This window comes from Nonomuraea sp. NPDC047529 (genome assembly GCF_040642995.1).
Lineage (GTDB): Bacteria > Actinomycetota > Actinomycetes > Streptosporangiales > Streptosporangiaceae > Nonomuraea.
Map to the genome: position 1 here is coordinate 1 of NZ_JBEYTJ010000054.1, position 18,400 is coordinate 18,400.

Genomic DNA, 18,400 nt, shown 5'->3' on the forward strand with positions numbered 1-18,400 from the left:
CTTCGCCTGGTTCCCCCGCGATTCCTGCTGATTACCCAGTGTTGCTGTGGTTCCGGTGCTGCGTGTATGTCGGGTATGCCCGGGGGCGCGAAACCCCCCGCCGGGCCTGCGCACCACGTGGAGCCGTCAGAAGTCGGCGTCGAAGCTGACCGAGCCGGTCACCCCCACCTGGTACGCCGACACCCGCCGCTCGAAGAAGTTCGACAGCTCCTGCACGTCCTGCAGCTCCATGAACGCGAACGGGTTCTTCGACCCGTACAGCGGCTCGATGCCGAGCTGGGCCAGCCGCCGGTCGGCCACGTGCTCCAGGTAGGACCGCATGTCAGCGGTCGACATGCCCGGCACGCCCTGCCCGAGCAGGTCCTCGGCGAACTGGGCCTCGCACTCCACCGCCTCGGCCAGCATCTCCCTGACCTGACGGGCCATCTCCTCGTCGAAGAGGTCCGGCTCCTCCTGCCGTACGACGTCGACCACGTCGAAGGCGAAGGCCATGTGCATGGACTCGTCGCGGAACACCCAGTTGGTGCCCGAGGCCAGCCCGTTCAGCAGGCCGCGCGAGCGCAGGAAGTAGACGTAGGCGAAGGCGCCGTAGAAGAACAGGCCCTCGATGCAGGCGGCGAAGCAGATCAGGTTGAGCAGGAACGCCCGCCGGTCGTCGCGGGTCTCCAGCCGCTGGAGGCTGCCGATGGAGTCGATCCAGCGGAAGCAGAACTCGGCCTTGCGCCGGATGGACGGGATGTTCTCCACCGCCGCGAACGCCGCGAACCGCTCCTCCTCGTCCGGCACGTACGTGTCCAGCAGGTTCAGGTAGAACTGGACGTGCACCGCCTCCTCGAACAGCTGCCTGCTCAGGTAGAGGCGCGCCTCGGGCGCGTTGACGTGCTGGTAGAGGTTGAGCACCAGGTTGTTGGCCACGATCGTGTCGCCGGTGGCGAAGAAGGCGACCAGCCGGCTGACCAGGTGGCGCTCGGCCGCCGACAACCTGGCCAGGTCCTTCAGGTCGGAGTGCAGGTCCACCTCCTCGACGGTCCAGGTGTTCTTGATCGCGTCGCGGTAGCGGTCGAAGAAGAGGGGGTAGCGCATGGGCCGCAGGGTCAGGCTCATGCCCGGGTCGAGCAACATCACGTTCTCCTCGGGGGTCACTGGCAGGCTTCGCACGACTCGGGGTTCTCCAGGGAGCACACCAGGGCCTCCTCGGACTTGTTCATGAGGGGCGCGGGGGGCGCGAGGGGCACGGTGGCCTGCTGGATCCGGGTGGCCGGGCGCGAGCGCAGGTAGTAGGTGGTCTTCAGGCCGGACTTCCAGGCGTACAGGTACATCGAGGAGAGCTTGTCGATCGTCGGGGCGCTCATGAACAGGTTGAGCGACTGGCTCTGGTCGATGTACGGCGAGCGCGCGGCGGCCATGTCGATCAGCGCGCGCTGGGGCAGCTCCCAGGCGGTGCGGAACAGCCGGCGCACGTCCTCCGGCAGCTCGGCGATGCCCTGCACCGACCCCTCGGCCTGCTTGATGGCGGCCCTGACGCGCTCGTTCCACAGCCCGCGCGACTTGAGCTCGGCCACCAGCGCGTTGTTGATCTGGAGGAACTCGCCGCTCAGCGTCTCGCGCTTGAACAGGTTGGACACCTGCGGCTCGACGCACTCGTAGCAGCCGACGATCGAGGCGATGGTGGCGGTCGGCGCGATCGCGATCAGCAGCGAGTTGCGCAGGCCGTGGGCGGCGATCCGCGCGCGCACCGCGTCCCAGCGCTCGGCCTGGGTGCCGCTCTCCCCCCACAGGTCGTGCTGGAGCCTGCCGCGTGCCGCCCACGTCTGGTCGTAGGCCGGGTGGGCGCCGAAGCGCTCGGCCAGGCCGGCGGAGGTCTCCAGCGCCGACAGGTAGATCTCCTCGGCGAGCCGGGTGGACAGCTCCTTGGCCTCGGCCGAGTCGAACGGCAGCCGCAGGGCGAAGAAGACGTCCTGAAGGCCCATCACGCCCAGGCCGACCGGACGCCAGCGCGGGTTGCTGGCCGCGGCCTGCTCGCTCGGGTAGTAGTTGATGTCGATCACGCGGTCGAGGAAGGTGACCGCCGTGCGGACGGTGGCGCGCAGCCGCTCCCAGTCGATGCCGTCGCCGGTCAGGTGGGCGGCGAGGTTGACCGAGCCCAGGTTGCAGACCGCGGTCTCGGCGTCGCTGGACACCTCGATGATCTCGGTGCACAGGTTGGACAGGTGCACCACGTTGCCGGGCTCGGCGGCCTGGTTGCACAGGCGGTTGGCGGCGTCCTTGAAGGTCATCCAGCCGTTGCCGGTCTGGGCGAGGGTGCGCATCATCTTGGCGTACAGGTCGCGGGCCTTGATCTGCCGGACGTACCGCCCGGCGCGCTCGGCGGCGCGGTAGGCGTCCTCGAACGCCTCCCCCCACAGGTCGGGCAGCTCCGGGACCTCGTCGGGGTCGAACAACGACCACGGCTCGTCGGCCTCGACGCGGCGCATGAACTCGTCGGGGATCCAGTTGGCCAGGTTGAGGTTGTGGGTGCGGCGGGCGTCCTCGCCGGTGTTGTCGCGCAGCTCCAGGAACTCCTCGACGTCCGGATGCCAGGGCTCCAGGTAGACGCAGGCCGCGCCCTTGCGGCGGCCGCCCTGGTTGACGGCGGCCACGGACGCGTCGAGCGTGCGCAGCCACGGGACGATGCCGTTGGAGTGCCCGTTCGTGCCGCGGATCAGCGCGCCGCGCGAGCGCACCCGCGACCAGGAGATGCCGATCCCGCCGGCGAACTTCGACAGCTGCGCCACCTGGGCGTAGCGGTCGTAGATGGAGCCGATCTCGTCCCGGGGCGAGTCGACCAGGTAGCAGGAGGACATCTGGGTGTGCCGGGTGCCGGAGTTGAACAGCGTCGGCGAGCTGGGCAGGTAGGCCAGCGACGACATGAGCCGGTAGAACCCGACGGCCTCGGCGGGCGTCTCGGCCAGCCCGCAGGCCACGCGCAGCAGCCAGTACTGCGGCGTCTCCACCACCAGCCGGGTGGACGGGTGGCGCAGCAGGTAGCGGTCGTAGACCGTGCGCAGCCCGAAGTACTCGAACCGCAGGTCGGCGGTGACGTCGATGGCGTCGTCGAGCTTGCGGGCGTTGGCGTTGACGAACTCGGCGGTCTCGTCGCCGACGAGCCCCTCGGCGTGGCCCAGCCGGATCGCCTGGCTGAAGGAGGCCACGCCCTGCCCGCGGACCTCCTTGTCGATGTAGCCCGACAACAGCCGCGCGGCCAGGCGCGAGTACTGCGGCTCCTCGCCGATCATCTCGGCGGCCGTCTGGATGGACAGCCGGTCCAGCTCGGCGGTGGTGGCCCCGTCGTAGAGCCCGCTGATCGTCTTGGTGGCCACCCGCATCGGGTCGATGTCCGTCAGATCGGTCGCCCAGTGCTCCACCGCGCGTACGATCTTGTTGACGTCGACCGGCTCGGCGGTGCCGTTGCGCTTGCGCACCTGCATCTGGACGCGCCGCGGCGCGGGCCTCCCGTCATCCGCCCCCGCCGCCTCGGCCAGGTCCGTCATCGGGTCCCCTGTGACCGTCACTTCGCTCTCCCCTCGTGAACTCGGTCAGGTGCCGAGAACACGCGCAGGAGGCAGACGGCGAGGCGCCACAGCCCTCTCGCCGGTACCGTCCGCCGTCCCGCGCGGCCTCGGAGCAGCCACGCACGCATGATCGTGCGCGGCGCGCCGGCAGGTCTTCGGACTCGTGGGCATGCTGTCGCTGCCTACTGGCCGTCGCTTCCCGGGCCCATGGCCCAGTGCGTCTGACGGCGGTCGTTCCCACTCACCGCTGCGGGGCAGTCCCGGATTTCCACCAGGTTCCCTCTTGCCTCGGCCACCCTGGCTGGGCGGGCCGAACCGGCTGCGGGAGACACCATATATAGGGCGGATCAAAAAGTCACACCCAACATGTCGTGTTGCGAAGAGGAAGGCGCCGGCCCGGGGCGGGCTAGCCGGCGCGTTCGACGATGCCGTGGGCCAGGCGGGTCAGGGCGGCGGTGATCTGTTCCGGGGTGAGCCCCCGCCTGCGCTGCTCGGCATAGACGTCGGGCCCCAGCGGGGCGAGGAGGATGTCGGCCAGCGCGTCGGGCTCCGGGATCGCCGCCTCGGTCAGCAGCACCCGTACGTGCGCCCGCCAGAACCCGTAGGCGCCGGTGGCGTACCGCGTCGCGCCCTGCTCGGCGCCCAGGACGAGCGAGATGTGCTCGTCCAGCAGCTCGACCATCGCGGCGTAGAAGGCGGCGAGCCGGTCGGCGGGAGGCGCGCCGGGGCCGAGCGGCGGGTCGCCGCGCAGGAGGCGTTCCTGCAACACGCGCTCGTGCTCGTCGAGCAGGGCCTGCGCGATCGAGACGGTGTCGGGGTAGCGGCGGTAGAGCGTGCCCCGGCCCACGCCGGCGGCCTTGGCGATGTCGTCCATCGTCACGCCGCGCGGGTCTCGGGCGGCGAACAGCTCGGCCGCCGCGGCGAGCACCTTGGCGCGGTTACGTGCGGCGTCGGCGCGCTCGCGCGGGCGGCCCGCCTCCTCCACGGGACGTCCGGTCAGCAACTCGGTACGGGACTCCATGGCGGCGACTCTAACCCACACTCCGATAAGTGGACAACGTGCCCGCTTAGTTGCTACGGTCGTGCCGACCCCAAAGCGGACGCAATGTCCACTTATTTCGAGGAGCCCCTCATGACCGTTCTGCTCCACCTGAACGCCAGCGCCCGACGCCGCTCGATCAGCCGCGAGCTCGGCGACGCCTTCGCCGAGGCGTGGCGGTCCGCCCACCCCGAGGGCACCTACGTCCACCGCGACCTGGCGGCCGAGCCCGTGCCGCACATCGGGGAGGCCTGGACGGAGCTGTGCGACTACGTCATGGCCAACCGGATCACCGACATCGGCCGCTACCACGAGGCCGCCCGCACCCCGGAGCAGGCCGCGGCCTGGGCGGTCATCGAGCCGCTGCTGGCCGAACTGGTGGCCGCGGACGTGGTGCTGATCGCCACCCCGATGTACAACTACTCGATCCCGTCGGCACTGAAGGCGTGGCTCGACCAGGTGACCTTCCCCAAGATGTCCCTCGCCGGGCGGCGTTTCGTGGTCACCACGGCGCGCGGCGGGGCCTACTCGCCCGGCGCTCCCAAGGCCAAGTTCGACTACCAGGAGCGCTACCTGCGGGACTTCTTCGCCGGCCACTTCGCCGTCGAGGACACCACCGTGGTCACCGCCGAGCTGGCCAACTCCCGCGTCGACCCCGACCTGGCCCACCTGCGCTCCCGGCACGACGAGCTGTACGCCGCCGCGCTGCGCGGCGCCCGCGACCTGGGCAAGGAGTTCTGACGATGAGCTGGCTCGTCCTCGGGCTGGCCGGGCTGGTCGAGATCGCCTGGGCGCAGAGCATCAAGCCCACCCAGGGGTTCACCAGGCCGCTGCCCACCCTGCTCTGCTTCGTCCTCATGGTGGCGGCGGTCTGGCTGCTGTCGTACTCGATGAAGACCCTGCCGGTCGGCACCGCGTACGCGGTCTTCACCGGCATCGGGGCGGTCGGCGCGATCGCGCTGGGCGTCGTCGTCCACAAGGACCCGATGTCGATCGGGCGGATGGCCGCGCTGGCGCTGATCGTCGGCGGCATCGTCCTGGCGCGGGTCACCAGCCCGGAGTGACCTCGTCAGGCGGGGGTCGCGGCCCGTCGAGGACGATCCCCGAACCAGCGGGTGAGGGCCGCCTCCAGGCCGTCGGGGTCAGCGCCCGCCCAGGCGACGTAACCGTCCGGCCGGACGAGCAGCGCAGGGGCGGGGGCGCCGGCGGCGGTCGCGGCCACGTGGCGCACCCGGTCGAGCCAGGGCGCGGCGGTGGCGGCGAGGGCGTCGCGTCCGGTCAGGTCCAGGAGCAGGGGGCGGGCGTCACGCAGCAGCTCGGCCAGGCGCCCCGGCCGCCCGTCGCCGGCGGTCAGGGCGAGGGACGGCGCGAACCACCCGGTGGGCGCGGCGGGCCGCTCCTCCCCCATGTCGTACCGGACGTCGCTGCCCGCCATCAGGTCGGCGACCAGGCGCAGGTTCTCCGTACGGCCCAGGAGCTCGCCGAACAGCCGGCGCAGCGCCGTGACCTCGGCCCCGGGCGCCAGCAGGGCGGTCGCGGCCAGGGTGTGGGTGACCACGCGCTCGGCGCACGCGCGGCGCTCGGCCTCGTAGCTGTCCAGGAGCCCTTCGGGGGCCTGTCCGCGCAGCGCGGCGGCGAGCTTCCAGGCCAGGTTGGCGGCGTCCTGGAGCGCCAGGTTCAGGGTGGGCCCGTGGCTGACCTGGGCGGCGTCGCCGGCGATGAAGACCCGTCCGGCGCGGTAGCGGTCGGCGAGCCGGGTGTTGCGCCCGCACAGGCGGCGCAGCATCGACGGTGCGCCCTCGGGCGGCGGGCTCAGGGGCAGGCGCACGCCGAGGACGCGTTCGACGCTCTTCTCCATCTCGGCCAGCGTCATCGGCGCGCCCGGCCCCGGGAAGCTGCCCGCCGGGTGGTCCTCCCACTCGGCCGTGTTGATCAGCGGCCGTCTCGGGTCGTGGGCCAGGAGGGTGAAGACGCCGCGATCGGTGCGGTGGAAGTGCGCGGGGATCTCGCCGAGGCCGTCGATCAGGACGCGCCCTCCGGGCAGCATCCGGAAGTGCTCGCCCGGCCCGACGAGGGCCGAGCGGTCGACGACGTGGTCGTCGCTGACGCCGGGGAAGGCGATGCCCGCCGCCTTCCTGACCATGCTGTGGCCGCCGTCGCAGCCGACCAGGTAGCGGGCCGTGAGGGTCGTCGCGACGCCGCCGGGGCCGCGGGTCACGACCTCGACCCGGTCGTCGTCCTGGGCGAGGGAGAGCACCTCCCAGCCGCGCCGCACGTCCGCGCCGAGTTCGGCCGCGCGCTCGCCGAGCACCCGTTCGAGGTCGCGCTGGTCGCAGGGCAGGAGGTGCATCGGGTTCTCCGCGCCGAGCTCGTGCAGCGGCAACGGCATCCCGCCGAAGAAGAAGCCCGGCGCGGGCGCCGGGACGCCCCGGCCGCCGCAGCGTTCGTACAGGCCGCGGTGGTCCAGGAGCCGGACGACCTGACCGGCCAGGCCGTGGGCCTTGTCCGACGGGTCCGGCTCCGGACGCCGTTCCAGGACCAGCGGCCGGACGCCCGCCAGGCGCAGCTCGCAGGCGAGGAAGAGGCCGGCCGGGCCGCCGCCGACGACGATGACGTCGAACATCATGTGACGTTCCTTAAGGTACAGGGCTGTATCTAATTCAGGTCACCGTAGGGCGCCGCGATAAGATACGCAAGTGAATCTCAAGCACCGTGCCCCCGGCGGCGCCTCCCGCCGGCGCGGCTCCGCGCTGGCGGACGCGATCCTCGACGCCGCCTGGGACGTGCTGGTCGAGCACGGCTATCACGGCTTCACCTACGAAGCCGTCGCCGCCCGCGCCGGCACCAGCCGCCCGGTGCTCTACCGGCGCTGGCCGCGGCGCGACGACCTGCTGCTGGCCACCCTCGCCAAGTTCTGGCGGCTGATCGACGTGCCCGACACCGGCAGCCTGCGCGACGACGCGATCGGGTTCCTGCGCAACGCCGGCGCCGACCGCGCGGGCATGCTGACGCTGATGAGCGTGCAGCTCGCCGACTACTTCCGCGACAGCGGCACCAGCCTGACCGAGCTGCGCGACACCCTGCTCCCGCCCGGCCACGCGACCGCCTTCGAGACGATCGTGGGCCGCGCGGTCGAGCGCGGCGAGCTGCCCAGCGTGCCGCGCTCGTCCAGGGTGGTGAACCTGCCGCTGGACCTGCTGCGGCACGACATGCTGGTGACGATGCGCGGGGTGCCCGAGGAGTCGATCATCGAGATCGTGGACGAGGTCTGGCTGCCCCTCCTGGGCACGTCCACCGCCTGACCGGCGGCCACCAGGGGACGGCCTCCCCGCGCGGGCGGCCGCCCGGGTCAGCTCACGTAGTAGTCGCGGATCTCCCAGAACCGGGAGGGGTGGCCGTCGCAGGTGAACTGGACGGCCTCCAGGTTGTTGGCGGGGCTCACCCCTCCGGCGATCGTCAGGCACTTGCCGGTCTGGACGTTGCGGAACTCGACGTACTGGCCGACGCGGTTGCCGAGCGCCCAGTAGCGCGAGGGGTGGGTGTCGCAGTTGTACTGGAGGGCGACGACGTTGTTCTCGGTGCTGACGCCCCCGGCGATGGTCAGGCACTTGCCGGTCTGGCGGTTCCTGACCTGCAGGGCCGCGCTGGAGTAGCCCCAGACGTCCCAGCGGCGGGAGGGGTGGCTGTCGCAGTCGTACTGGACGGCGTGGACGTTGTTCTCGGTGCTGACGCCCCCGGCGATGGTCAGGCACTTGCCGGTCTGCCGGTTCACGAGCTGGACGTTGGACGCGGCCCACACGGCCGAGGCCGACGCGGGCGCCGGGGCGGTGACGAGACCGAGGGCGAGGAGCGGGGCGACGACGGCCGCCGGGCGAAGGATGTGTGTCTTCATGCGGCCAAGCCTGCGGTCGCCGGGCCCGTTGGGCCTGAGTAGCGCGTACTCAATGTGCGCCGCCGGGGTTGCCACCCCGGACGATCATGAATCAGGATCGGTTCCATGACATCACCACGGATACAAGGAAGGGTCTTCGGCGAGGTCGCCGACGAGTACGACAGGGTCCGGCCCGGCTACCCGGCGCAGCTGGCGGCCGACGTGCTGGCCTACGCCGGGGCCCCGGCGCTGGAGGTGGGCGCGGGCACCGGGAAGGCCACGGAGCTGTTCGCGGCGAGCGGCGTCGACATCGTGGCCACCGAGCCCGATCCGGCCATGGCCGCCGTGCTGGCCCGGCGGTCCGCCGGGCTGCCGAACGTGACGGTCACCGTCTCCACGTTCGAGGAGTACGTCCCGGAGCGGGCCTTCGGCCTGCTGTACTGCGCCCAGGCGTGGCACTGGGTCGACAAGGAGGTGCGCTGGCGGCGCGCCGCCGCGGCGCTCGCCCCCGGCGGCGGGCTCGCCCTGTTCTGGAACATCGACTGGCCCGCCGACGACGGGGTGACCGCGAGGCTGCTGGCCGCGCACGAGAGGTTCGCCCCGCACATCAGGCCCAACACCGGCCCGATCGCCAGGCCGATCGGCGAGGAGGCCGGGGCCCGCGAGTGGGCCGCGGAGATGGGGCTGCCGCCCGAGTTCGGGGACCTCGGCACCCGGCTCTACCGGTCGGAACGCACGCTCCCGGTGGCCGACTACGTCACCCTGCTGTCCACCCAGTCGTCCTACCGCATCCTGGACGAGGACGTGCGAGAGAGGCTGTTCGGCACGCTCCTCGACACGCTCGGCGCGCACGTGACGGTGAACGTCGAGACGGCCCTCTACCTGGCCCGCCACCTCCCCTGACCGGCGGCACGGCACGGACGGGCACACCCCGTCACGGCTGGGCCCTGCCGGTCGCCCACGCCCAGGCCGCAATCATGACCCGGTTCCTGGCGCCGATCTTGCGCTGGACCGCGGCGATGTGGTTCTTCACCGTCCCGGGCGACAGGAAGAGCTCGGCGGCGATCTCGGCGTTGGTCCGCCCCTGAGCCACCAGAACCACGATCTCGTCCTCCCGCTCGGTGAGCACCACGTCCGAGACCTCCCGTCGCGGGCCGCTCCCGCGCAGCAGCCGGACGGTGAGCTGCGGGCTGATGAGCATGTCGCCGTTCATGGCCGCCCGGACGGCCTCCACGAGCAGCGCGGGGCCCGAGCGTTTGAGCACGAAACCGGCCGCGCCGTGCCGCAGGGCCGCCTGGACGTACTCCTCCAGCCCGAACGTGGTGACGACCACGACCTGGATGCCGGTGCCGGACAGGGCTCGGGTCACCTCGATGCCGTCGGCGCCGGGCATGCGGATGTCGGCGAGCACGACGTCCGGCCGGACGGCGAGGGCGGTGTCGATCGCGGTGCGCCCGTCGGCCGCCTCGGCCACCACGGTCATGTCGGGCTGGGCGTCGAGGATCAGGCGGAAGGCGTCGCGAATGCCCTCCTGGTCGTCGGCGACGAGAATGCGGGTGCTCACCCGGGAGATTGTCGCAGCGGCAGCCGCGCCGTCAGCGACCACCCGTCCGGTACGGCCCGCGCGGCCAGCTCGCCCCCCTGCTCCGCCACTAGCGCGGCCAGCGCGGGCAGCCCCGATCCGCCTCGGCGGCGGCGGGCCGCGCCGGTCACCCCGTCGTTGGTCAGGGTGATCTCCAGGACGTCGCCCGGCGTCGTGACGGACAGCTCGACGCGCCCGGCGCGCGGCGCGTGCCGCCGGATGTTGGTCAGCCCTTCGATGACGATCCGGTAGGCCAGCGCCGCCGTCTCCGCCGGGACGGCCGCGACGGGGTCGATCCGCACGCCGATCCGCGCCGGCCCGGCGGCGGAGAAGCGGTCGGCGGCCTCGGCGATGCCGCCCAGGTCGCCGACGGGCCCCAGGGGCCGGTCGTGGTGGAGCGTGTCGAGCGTGCGGTCGAGCGTGGACAGCGCCCGCAGGCCCGCCGCCTCGACGCGTTCCAGCGCCCGCAGCGGATCGCCCGCGACGGTGCCCGCCTGGGCGTGCGCGACCATCTCGCTGATGTCGTGGGCCAGGAAGTCGTGCAGGTCGCCGGCCAGCCGCAGCCGCAGGACGGTCCCGGTGTCGGCCACCGCCCGGTCCTTCCGTACGTCGAGCAGGCGCAGGTAGCCGCCCACGGCGGCGGCCGCCAGCACGCCCGTCCCCCAGAACGCGCACGCCCCCAGCGCCTCCAGCGGCGAGGCCGGCGCGAAGACGCGCAGCAGCCAGGTGGCCGCGGCGAGCCCCGCCAGGATCGCCGCCGGCGCGGCCCGGCGGATGGGCGCGTACCGGACGACCAGGCCGGTCGTGACCGCCAGCGCCACGCTCTCGGCCATGCCCAGCGCGCCGCCGGCCGGGGTGGACGGCCCTCCGGCGGCCGGCCACCCGGCCGTGACCGCCAGGGACAGGCCCGCGGCCGGCAGCGTCAGCACGGGCAGCCACCCGGCCCTGCCCCCGGCCAGGAACAACCCGATGGCCGCCACGGCGACGGCGACCGCCGCCGGCACGGTGGCGGCGACCATCCACAACACGTTCACCCGGGAAACGATATGCGCCCGCGCCGGCCCGCCCCACGTGCCGAACGGCACCGCCGCGGCCTCCAGGAGGTGCCGAACGGCATCTGCCCGCCGTGCGCCCGCGCTGGAAGGCTCGTCGGCATGACGATCTTCACTTCCGTCCGGTACGGACACGCGGCGGCGCTGTGGGCGGTCGCCTACGGCCTGCTCGGCGCGGCCTGGGCGCTCGGGGCGCCCGGTTACCCCTGGGGATCGAACGATCCCGACCCCGACGGCGCGCTGTCGATCCTGGCCGGCACCGCGCCGGCCTTCGGCTGGTGGATCGCGGCCTTCTCGGCCCTCACGGCGGCGACCGCGCTGCTCCTGACCCGCCCCGGCGACGCCCGCCCACCGGCCGGAGCAGGGGCGGACCTCCGAGGCGGGGAACGGCCGCCGGCCGGAGCGGGGCCGAGCCCTCGTGGCGGGGGGCGGCGGCCGGGTGGGCCGCTGGGGCGGGTGGCCGTTCTGGTGGCGTGGCCGGTCGCGGCGCTGCTGGTGCTGGTGGTGCCCGACTCGCGGCTGATGATGGGCGTCGCCTACACGCCGCTGCTGCTGGTCGCCCCCGTCTTCGGCTGGGGGCTGGGCGGCGCGACGTTCGCCGACGCCTGGCCGTGGCCGGTGCTCAACCAGCTCGTGTGCGTGCTGGGCGGCCTGCTGCTGGCCGCCGCCGCCTGGGGGCACGGTCGTGGCCGGGCGAGCTGGTTCACCCCGGCGCGCGGCCGGATCGCGGTGTACGTGGCGGTCGCGGTGCCGCTGGTCTACTGCGCCACCCGGTGGGCCTGGGCGCTGGGCATCCCGCTCGGCGTGAGCGCGGAGTTCCTGGCCGAGGGCGAGGACGGGCTGTGGCTGGCGGGGGCGTACCTGGCGACGTTCGGGGCGTTGGGCGGCGTGCTCACCCTCGGGCTGGTCCAGCGGTGGGGCGAGGTCTTCCCGCGCTGGATCCCGGGGCTGCGCGGCCGGCGGGTGCCGCCGCTGCTGGCGGTCGTCCCGGCCGCGTTCGTCTCGATCATCGTCACGGTGGCCGGGCTCACCTACATCCGCTGGACCGTGGCCGGCCGGTTCACCCTGGAGGAGTGGGGCGCCTGGCTGCCGGAGTGCTTCTGGCCGGTCTGGGGCGCCGCGCTGGCCACCGCCGCCGTCTGCTACCACCGGCGCCGCCGGGAGACGCCGTCCGGGACGGCGCGGCTCAGCCCGCGCTCTGCCGGTCGGGCTCGATGACCAGCACCACGCGCTCCTCCTCGCGCGAATAGGGCCCGCCGATGTACTTCTCCGCGATCCGGTCGACGATCTCCCAGCCCGCCTCGCCCTCGATCCACTCCACGACCCGGCCCCTGATGAGCACCGGCTGGAACGGGTTGCCCACCGGGGTCAGCGAGAGCGCTACCCGGGGGTCGCGCCGCAGGTTGAGGGCCTTGCGGGAGCGCGGGCCGGTGAGGATCACGACGTGGTCGCCGTGCGTGCCGATCCAGATCGGGACGGAGTGGGGGGCGCCGTCGGGGAGGAGGGTGGCGAGGTGGGCGATGGGGGTGCCGTCGAGCACGCCGCGCACGTCGGGGTCGAGCTTCATGGTTCTCTCCGGTCTGACGAAGTTCCTTGAGGAGACTCCATCACCGTAGCACCCGAAGTTCCCTCAGGGAACCCCGAAGAGGTAGACTGCCGCCATGCAACGCACGAACTTCGCGGAGATGGCCTGCTCCATCGCACGCACCCTCGACGTGATCGGGGAGCCGTGGTCGCCGCTGGTCCTGCGGGACGTATGGGCCGGGGTGCGACGGTTCGACCAGCTCCAGGCCGACCTGGGCATCTCCCGCAAGGTGCTGACCGAGCGGCTCAACCACCTCGTCGACCAGGGCGTGCTCGAACGCCGTCCCTATGATCAGCGGCCGCGTCACGAGTACCACCTGACGGCCAAGGGCGCCGAGCTGGTCGACCTGCTCATGGTCATGGCCGGCTGGGGGGACAAATGGCTCGCCGGGGAGGCCGGGCCGCCCGTGCTCTACCGCCATCACGCCTGCGGCGAGATCAGCGCGGTGGACCTGCGCTGCGCCCACTGCGGCGCCCCGATGCACGCGGGCGACGTCGAGCTGCTGCCCGGCCCCGGCGCGGCCGATCGGCCGAACGGCGCGGAGGATCACACTTTCGGCTGATCCCGGCCCCCGGCGCCGATCAAGAAGATCTCCCGTGACCATCGACGTCACGCAGGGAGTTCGACATGAGATCGACCGGATGGCGGCGGGCACTGGCGCCCGCCGCCGCCTTTTGCCTGATCCTGACCGCCGCGGCCCAGCCCGCGGCGGCGGCGGGAGCACGCGCCGACGCCGGGAGCTGGACGGCGACCTGGGGCAGCGCGATGCAGCGTCCCACCAAGGGCACCGCCGACACCGGCCCGAACTGGTCGCTGTCCGGGTTCGGCGACCACACGCTCCGGCAGGTGATCAGGGTGACGGCGGCGGCCCCCGAGCTGCGGGTACGCCTGTCCAACCGGTACGGCACCAAGCCGCTCGAGCTCTCGGGCGCCACGGTCGGCAGGTCGGCCGGCGGCGCGGCGGTGTGGCCGGGCACCTCGCGCGCGCTGCGCTTCGGCGGCCGGACGCGGACCGAGATCCCGCCCGGCGGCCAGGCCGTCAGCGACCCGGTCGCGCTGCCCACCTCGCCGCTGGAACGACTGGCCGTGACGCTGCGCCTGCCCGAGGCGACCGGCCCGGCCACCTTCCACCGCTTCACCACCGCGACCTCCTACCGGGCCGCCGGCGACCGGCTGTCGGACCTGGGCGGCAGGGCGTTCACCGAGTCCACCGCCGCCTGGTACTACCTGACCGGGGTGGAGGTCGCCGCCGCCGCACCCGCCGTGGTGGTCTTCGGCGACTCCCTCGTCGACGGCGTCGGCTCCACTCCGGGCGCCGAGACCAGGTTCACCGACCAGCTCGCCGAACGTCTCGTCGCCGCGGGCAGCCCGGCCTCGGTCGTCAACGCCGGGATCGCCGGCGGCAGGCTGCTGAACGACTCCCCCTGCTTCGGCGACCGGGCCCTGGACCGTCTGGGACGTGACGTGCTGGACCGTCCGGGCGTCAAGGCCGTGGTCGTCCACCTGGGCGCGAACGACCTGGCCTATCCGGGGCTCGACGACCCGTGCGCCAAGCCCGATCCGAAGGTGGGCGTGGAGGAGCTCATCGCGGGCCACCGGCGGCTCATCGCCGCCGCCCGCGCCCGCGGGATCAGGACGGTCGGCGTCACGGTCATCCCGCTGCGAGGGGCGCTGTTCCCGTTCTGGACGAAGGAGATCGAGGCGGCCCGGGTGGCGCTCAACCACTGGATCCGGACGAGCGGCGCCTATGACGTCGTCCTGGACGCCGACCGCGCGATGTCCGACCCGGCCGCGCCGGACCGGCCCAGACCCGGCTACGTCTTCATGGACGGCCTCCACCCGGACGACGCGGGCGCCCACACCATCGCCGCCGCCCTCGACCTGCGCCGCCTGCTCTGACGGACGGTAATCCAATGGCCGGCGCCACGGACGCCCTGCCAACCTGAACCATGCCCCCCACGGAACCGACCACGTACCGAGCCGGCTGATCGCCGCCCATGCGGCGTTCGACGTGCGGTTCGCCGGATGCGGCAGGTTCCCCGGCGTGCTCTACCTCGCGCCCGGCCCGGAGCGGCCGTTCCGGGAGCTGACGGAGGCGGTCGCCGCCCGGTGGCCCGAGGCCCCGCCTTACGAAGGCCGGTTCGCCTCGATCGTCCCCCACCTCACGGTCGCCGACCGGCAGGAGCCGGAGCTGCTCGACCGCGTGGAGGCCGAGCTGGCCGCCGGGCTGCCTCTGACGGCCCGGGTGCGGGAGGTGCGCCTGCTGGTCAGCGACGGCCGCCGCTGGCGCGAAGAGCGGGCCTTCCCGCTCGGAAAGGTTCGTCACTGACCGTGATTTTGTCATTCCTTGGCGTTACGATCCGGGGAGGTCGTCCTCCCCTGATCGATCATGGAGTGCCGCATGGAGCGAACGGTTCTGGCCGCCGTCACCGAACACCCCGACGCCGACTCGGCGCTCGCCGAGCAGATCCGCCGGGTGTGTGCCGAGATGGGCGAGCTCGGGCTGCAGGTGCGCTGGACCCACCGCACGGGCGACGCCCTGGCGGTGGTCGGGTCCGACGCCTCGCTCACGGCGATCCTGGCGGCCTGGGACGCCCCCGGCGCCGACGACCTGCTGACCGCGGTGGCCAGGCGCTTCCGCGGCCTGCCGGTCTTCCTGATCACCCAGGACCAGGAGCTCCCCCTGTGGGTGTACGAGGTCATCCAGGGCTACGTCTTCCCGCTGGAGGACACCCCGCAGTTCATCGCCGGGCGCATCGCGCACGCCGCCGACCAGTACGCCGAGCAGATCCTGCCGCCGTTCTTCCGCGCGCTGCTGCACCTGGAGGACCACCACCCCTACTCCTGGCACACCCCGGCCCACGCGGGCGGCGTGGCGTTTCTGAAGTCGCCCGTGGGCCGGGCGTTCTTCGACTTCTACGGCGAGCGGCTGCTGCGCACCGACCTGTCGATCTCCGTCACCGAGCTGGGGTCGCCGCTCGACCACACCGGGCCGATCGGCGAGGCCGAGCACAACGCCGCCCGCGTCTTCGGCGCCGAGCGCACGTTCTTCGTGGTCAACGGCAACTCCACCGCCAACCGCATCGTCGGGCACCACGCGATCGCCCGCGGCGACACCGTCCTGGTCGACCGCAACTGCCACAAGTCGATCCAGCACGCGCTGGCGATCAGCGGCGCACGGCCGGTCTACCTGGTTCCCGAGCGCAACGGGCTGGGGCTGGCCGGGCCGATCCCGCCCGCCGCGCTGGAGGCGTCCGCCGTCCGGGCGCGGCTGGCCGCCTGTCCTCTCGCGGCGGGCGACCCGTCGTACGCGGTCGTCACGAACTCCACCTACGACGGCGTCTGCCACGACGCGGTCCGGGTCGCCGAGCTGCTGGGCGCCAGCGTGCCGCGGCTGCACTTCGACGAGGCGTGGTTCGCCTACGGCCGGTTCAACCCGCTCTACGCCCGCCGGTACGCCATGTCGGTCGACGAGCGCACGCTGCCCGGCCCGGAGCGTCCCACGGTGTTCGCCACGCAGTCCACGCACAAGCTGCTGGCGGCACTTTCCCAGTCGGCGATGTTGCACGTCCGGCCCTCGCCGAGGGCGCCGGTCGACTACGACGCGTTCAACGAGACGTACCTCATGCACGCCTCGACCTCGCCGCTGTACCCGATGATCGCCTCGCTCGACGTGGCCGCGGCGATGATGGACGGCCCGTCGGGGGCCTTCCTGACCGGGGAGGCGATCGTCGAGGCGGTCCGGTTCCGGCAGGCGATGACCCGGCTGGCCGCCCGCGTCCGCGAGGACGGCCGGCGGCCCGAGTGGTTCTTCGGCCTCTGGCAGCCGTCGTCGGTGATCGACCCGCGCACCGGCACGGCCGTGCCGTTCGCCGACGCCGACCCGGCGCTGCTGTGCGCCGAGCCGCGCTGCTGGGTGCTGGAGCCCGGGGCCGCCTGGCACGGGTTCGACGGGATGACCGACTCCTACGCCATGCTCGACCCGGTCAAGGTGACGATCACCTGCCCCGGCGCCGACGCGGCCAGGGGCACCCTGGAGTGGGGCATCCCGGCCAAGGTCGTGGCCGCCTACCTCCAGCGGCGCGGCATCGTGGTGGAGAAGACCGGCGACCACACGCTGCTGGTGCTGTTCTCGATGGGGATCACCAAGGGCAAGTGGGGCACGTTGATCGACGCGCTCACCGACTTCAAGAACGCCTACGACGACGACAAACCGCTGGCGGACGTGCTGCCCGGGTTCGGGCCGTCCGGGGTGTCGTTGCGCGCGTTCTGCGCCGAGGTCCACGCCAGGCTGCGTGACTCGGAGGTGGGCGCGCTGCTCGACCAGGTCTTCACCGCGCTGCCGGTGCCGGTCTCGACGCCCGCCGACGTCTACCAGGCCATGATCCGCTCCCGTACCGAGCGGGTCCCGCTGGCCCGGCTCGCCGGGCGGGTCGTGGCGGCGACCGTGGTGGTCACCCCGCCCGGGATCCCCATGCTGATGCCCGGCGAGGCGACCGGCGAGGCCGACGGGCCGCTGATGAGGTACCTGCGGGCCCTGGAGGACTTCGACCGGGCCTTCCCCGACCTGGCCACCGACATCCACGGCGCCCACCGCGACGGCGAGGGCCGCTACTGGGTGGAGGTCGTCCGCGACTGACGGCCGGCCCCGGGCCGAGCCCCTGAGCCGGGGCTCCGAGCCGAGTCCCCGTGCCGGGCCCCCGCGCCGGCTCGGGGCAGGGTCAGGCAGGGCCAGGGCAGGGTCAGGGCAGGGCTGGTACGGCGGGCCGGGAGTCGGTCCAGCCGACCTCGGCCAGGGTCGTGACGTACGCCTTCCCCGGCTGCTTGCCGCCACGCCGCTCCTCCGACAGCAGGGCCATCCTGCCGGTGTCGACGATCAGCCGGGTGGTCTCCGGCACGGCCGCCTTGCCCGTCCCGTTCACCGTGTCGATCACGACGGCGGCGCCCGACCGGCCCAGCTCGTCCTTGGCGACGCCGTCGGCGCGCACGCCCGGCATGGTGAGCATCCCCTGGTAGGCGGCGTTGCGCACCTCCTTCGGCGCGGGCAGGACGTGCAGGAGCTGGGGCAACGTCTGGGCGACCCAGCCGGGCAGGGCGGTCTCGGGGATCTGGGCGACCCGGCCCGCCCTGGTGAGCCAGTCCTTCAGCAGGGCGGGGTCGGCGGGCAGGCGCTGGATCTCGTCGTAGGTCAGCCACTGCCCGGCCAGCTCGAACTGGTTGCGCTCGCGCACGCTCCCCAGGTGGCCCTTGGTCGGCTCGGTGGACAACCGCACGGTCTGCCCGTCGATCGACTTGCCCCACCTGCTGGGTGAGCCGTCACGCTGCCACGCCTTCTTGTCGGCCGCGCTGCCCGGTGTCGTCCCGAGTTCGCGGTAGGCGTACCAGGCCCGGCCGTCGGGGGTGGTCCACCGTTCGGTGATCTGCCGTTTGACCAGCGAGTACGAGTTGGAGCTGGTGCCGAACAGGCGGGGCTGCGGCATGGTGAGCAGTTCCTTGACGTGCCAGTAGGCGCCCTCCGGCGGGGCCGCCACGACGGGCGCGGGCGCGCCCAGGGCGGCGCCCACGGCCAGCCCGGCGCCCAAGATGATCAGTCGGCGGAACGTCACCGTCCCTGCCCGTGAATGCGAAGTCATGCCTCTCCATACGCCTGAGCCCCCCCGAACGGTTGCCCGCCGCATTCACCTGCCCCCGTGGGCAACCGCCGCGAAAGCCCAGGCGTA

At 73.0% G+C, this 18,400-nt stretch carries 18 protein-coding genes and 1 riboswitch; of the genes, 9 read left to right on the plus strand and 9 right to left on the minus strand.

The annotated features are described in order from the left end of the window. Positions 1-126: 126 nt before the first annotated feature. From ABZ815_RS47155 to ABZ815_RS47165, 3 genes are all read right to left on the minus strand, one after another. Positions 127-1,158, minus strand: coding sequence for a ribonucleotide-diphosphate reductase subunit beta (locus ABZ815_RS47155; protein ID WP_357708426.1), 1,032 nt, complete (start codon positions 1,156-1,158; stop codon positions 127-129). Then, positions 1,140-3,551, minus strand: coding sequence for a ribonucleoside-diphosphate reductase subunit alpha (locus ABZ815_RS47160; RefSeq protein WP_357708428.1), 2,412 nt, complete (start codon positions 3,549-3,551; stop codon positions 1,140-1,142). The genes ABZ815_RS47155 and ABZ815_RS47160 overlap by 19 nt, the downstream gene beginning before the upstream one ends. Positions 3,552-3,679: 128 nt before the next feature. Beyond that, positions 3,680-3,886: riboswitch (cobalamin riboswitch) on the minus strand. Between the two features lie 71 nt (positions 3,887-3,957). Further along, positions 3,958-4,572 (minus strand): helix-turn-helix domain-containing protein, encoded by a 615-nt coding sequence (locus ABZ815_RS47165; RefSeq protein WP_357708430.1) that lies wholly within the window; start codon positions 4,570-4,572, stop codon positions 3,958-3,960. A 111-nt stretch (positions 4,573-4,683) separates the two neighbouring features. Here ABZ815_RS47165 and ABZ815_RS47170 point away from each other — a divergent pair, with 111 nt between their 5' ends. Both ABZ815_RS47170 and ABZ815_RS47175 read left to right on the plus strand, forming a co-directional pair. After that, positions 4,684-5,331: an NAD(P)H-dependent oxidoreductase gene (locus ABZ815_RS47170; protein WP_357708432.1), complete on the plus strand. Its 648-nt coding sequence runs from the start codon at positions 4,684-4,686 to the stop codon at positions 5,329-5,331. A gap of 2 nt (positions 5,332-5,333) precedes the next feature. Next, positions 5,334-5,654, plus strand: coding sequence for a multidrug efflux SMR transporter (locus ABZ815_RS47175; protein ID WP_357708433.1), 321 nt, complete (start codon positions 5,334-5,336; stop codon positions 5,652-5,654). Positions 5,655-5,659: 5 nt separating this feature from the next. Here ABZ815_RS47175 and ABZ815_RS47180 read toward each other — a convergent pair whose 3' ends face one another. Then, a complete protein-coding gene (locus tag ABZ815_RS47180; protein ID WP_357708435.1) occupies positions 5,660-7,216 on the minus strand; it encodes an FAD-dependent monooxygenase in 1,557 nt (518 codons plus the stop codon). 70 nt (positions 7,217-7,286) lie between these two features. Here ABZ815_RS47180 and ABZ815_RS47185 point away from each other — a divergent pair, with 70 nt between their 5' ends. After that, positions 7,287-7,892 carry a TetR/AcrR family transcriptional regulator gene (locus ABZ815_RS47185; RefSeq protein ID WP_357708436.1) on the plus strand — a complete coding sequence of 202 codons (606 nt, stop codon included), beginning with the start codon at positions 7,287-7,289 and terminating at the stop codon, positions 7,890-7,892. Positions 7,893-7,939: 47 nt separating this feature from the next. Here the strand turns inward: ABZ815_RS47185 and ABZ815_RS47190 are convergent, their stop codons facing one another. Further along, positions 7,940-8,482, minus strand: coding sequence for an RICIN domain-containing protein (locus tag ABZ815_RS47190; RefSeq protein WP_357708438.1), 543 nt, complete (start codon positions 8,480-8,482; stop codon positions 7,940-7,942). Positions 8,483-8,587: 105 nt separating this feature from the next. Here ABZ815_RS47190 and ABZ815_RS47195 point away from each other — a divergent pair, with 105 nt between their 5' ends. Further along, entirely contained in the window at positions 8,588-9,364 is a 777-nt protein-coding gene (locus ABZ815_RS47195; protein ID WP_357708440.1) for a methyltransferase domain-containing protein, read from the plus strand. Positions 9,365-9,395: 31 nt separating this feature from the next. On the opposite strand, the gene ABZ815_RS47200 is transcribed toward ABZ815_RS47195, so the two are convergent. Continuing rightward, positions 9,396-10,025, minus strand: a complete 630-nt coding sequence (locus ABZ815_RS47200) for a response regulator transcription factor (RefSeq protein ID WP_357708442.1) — start codon at positions 10,023-10,025, stop codon at positions 9,396-9,398. Then, positions 10,022-11,077: a hypothetical protein gene (locus ABZ815_RS47205; RefSeq protein ID WP_357708443.1), complete on the minus strand. Its 1,056-nt coding sequence runs from the start codon at positions 11,075-11,077 to the stop codon at positions 10,022-10,024. The genes ABZ815_RS47200 and ABZ815_RS47205 overlap by 4 nt, the downstream gene beginning before the upstream one ends. 120 nt (positions 11,078-11,197) lie before the next feature. Between ABZ815_RS47205 and ABZ815_RS47210 the strand changes: the two genes are divergently transcribed. Next, positions 11,198-12,313, plus strand: a complete 1,116-nt coding sequence (locus ABZ815_RS47210; RefSeq protein WP_357708445.1) for a hypothetical protein — start codon at positions 11,198-11,200, stop codon at positions 12,311-12,313. Here ABZ815_RS47210 and ABZ815_RS47215 read toward each other — a convergent pair. Continuing rightward, complete coding sequence (locus ABZ815_RS47215; protein WP_357708447.1) at positions 12,282-12,662, minus strand: PPOX class F420-dependent oxidoreductase; 381 nt, start codon at positions 12,660-12,662, stop codon at positions 12,282-12,284. The genes ABZ815_RS47210 and ABZ815_RS47215 overlap by 32 nt on opposite strands. A 94-nt stretch (positions 12,663-12,756) precedes the next feature. Here ABZ815_RS47215 and ABZ815_RS47220 point away from each other — a divergent pair, with 94 nt between their 5' ends. From ABZ815_RS47220 to ABZ815_RS47235, 4 genes are all read left to right on the plus strand, one after another. After that, complete coding sequence (locus ABZ815_RS47220; protein WP_357708449.1) at positions 12,757-13,242, plus strand: helix-turn-helix domain-containing protein; 486 nt, start codon at positions 12,757-12,759, stop codon at positions 13,240-13,242. A gap of 65 nt (positions 13,243-13,307) precedes the next feature. After that, positions 13,308-14,579, plus strand: a complete 1,272-nt coding sequence (locus ABZ815_RS47225; RefSeq protein WP_357708451.1) for a GDSL-type esterase/lipase family protein — start codon at positions 13,308-13,310, stop codon at positions 14,577-14,579. Between the two features lie 88 nt (positions 14,580-14,667). Further along, entirely contained in the window at positions 14,668-15,009 is a 342-nt protein-coding gene (locus ABZ815_RS47230) for a 2'-5' RNA ligase family protein (protein ID WP_357708509.1), read from the plus strand. 72 nt (positions 15,010-15,081) lie between these two features. After that, positions 15,082-17,319: an Orn/Lys/Arg decarboxylase N-terminal domain-containing protein gene (locus ABZ815_RS47235; protein WP_357708452.1), complete on the plus strand. Its 2,238-nt coding sequence runs from the start codon at positions 15,082-15,084 to the stop codon at positions 17,317-17,319. A 103-nt stretch (positions 17,320-17,422) separates the two neighbouring features. Here the strand turns inward: ABZ815_RS47235 and ABZ815_RS47240 are convergent, their stop codons facing one another. Further along, the gene (locus ABZ815_RS47240) at positions 17,423-18,313 is read right to left on the minus strand and encodes a hypothetical protein (RefSeq protein ID WP_357708454.1); all 891 of its coding nucleotides are present in this window, start codon (positions 18,311-18,313) and stop codon (positions 17,423-17,425) included. Between the last annotated feature and the right edge of the window lie 87 nt (positions 18,314-18,400).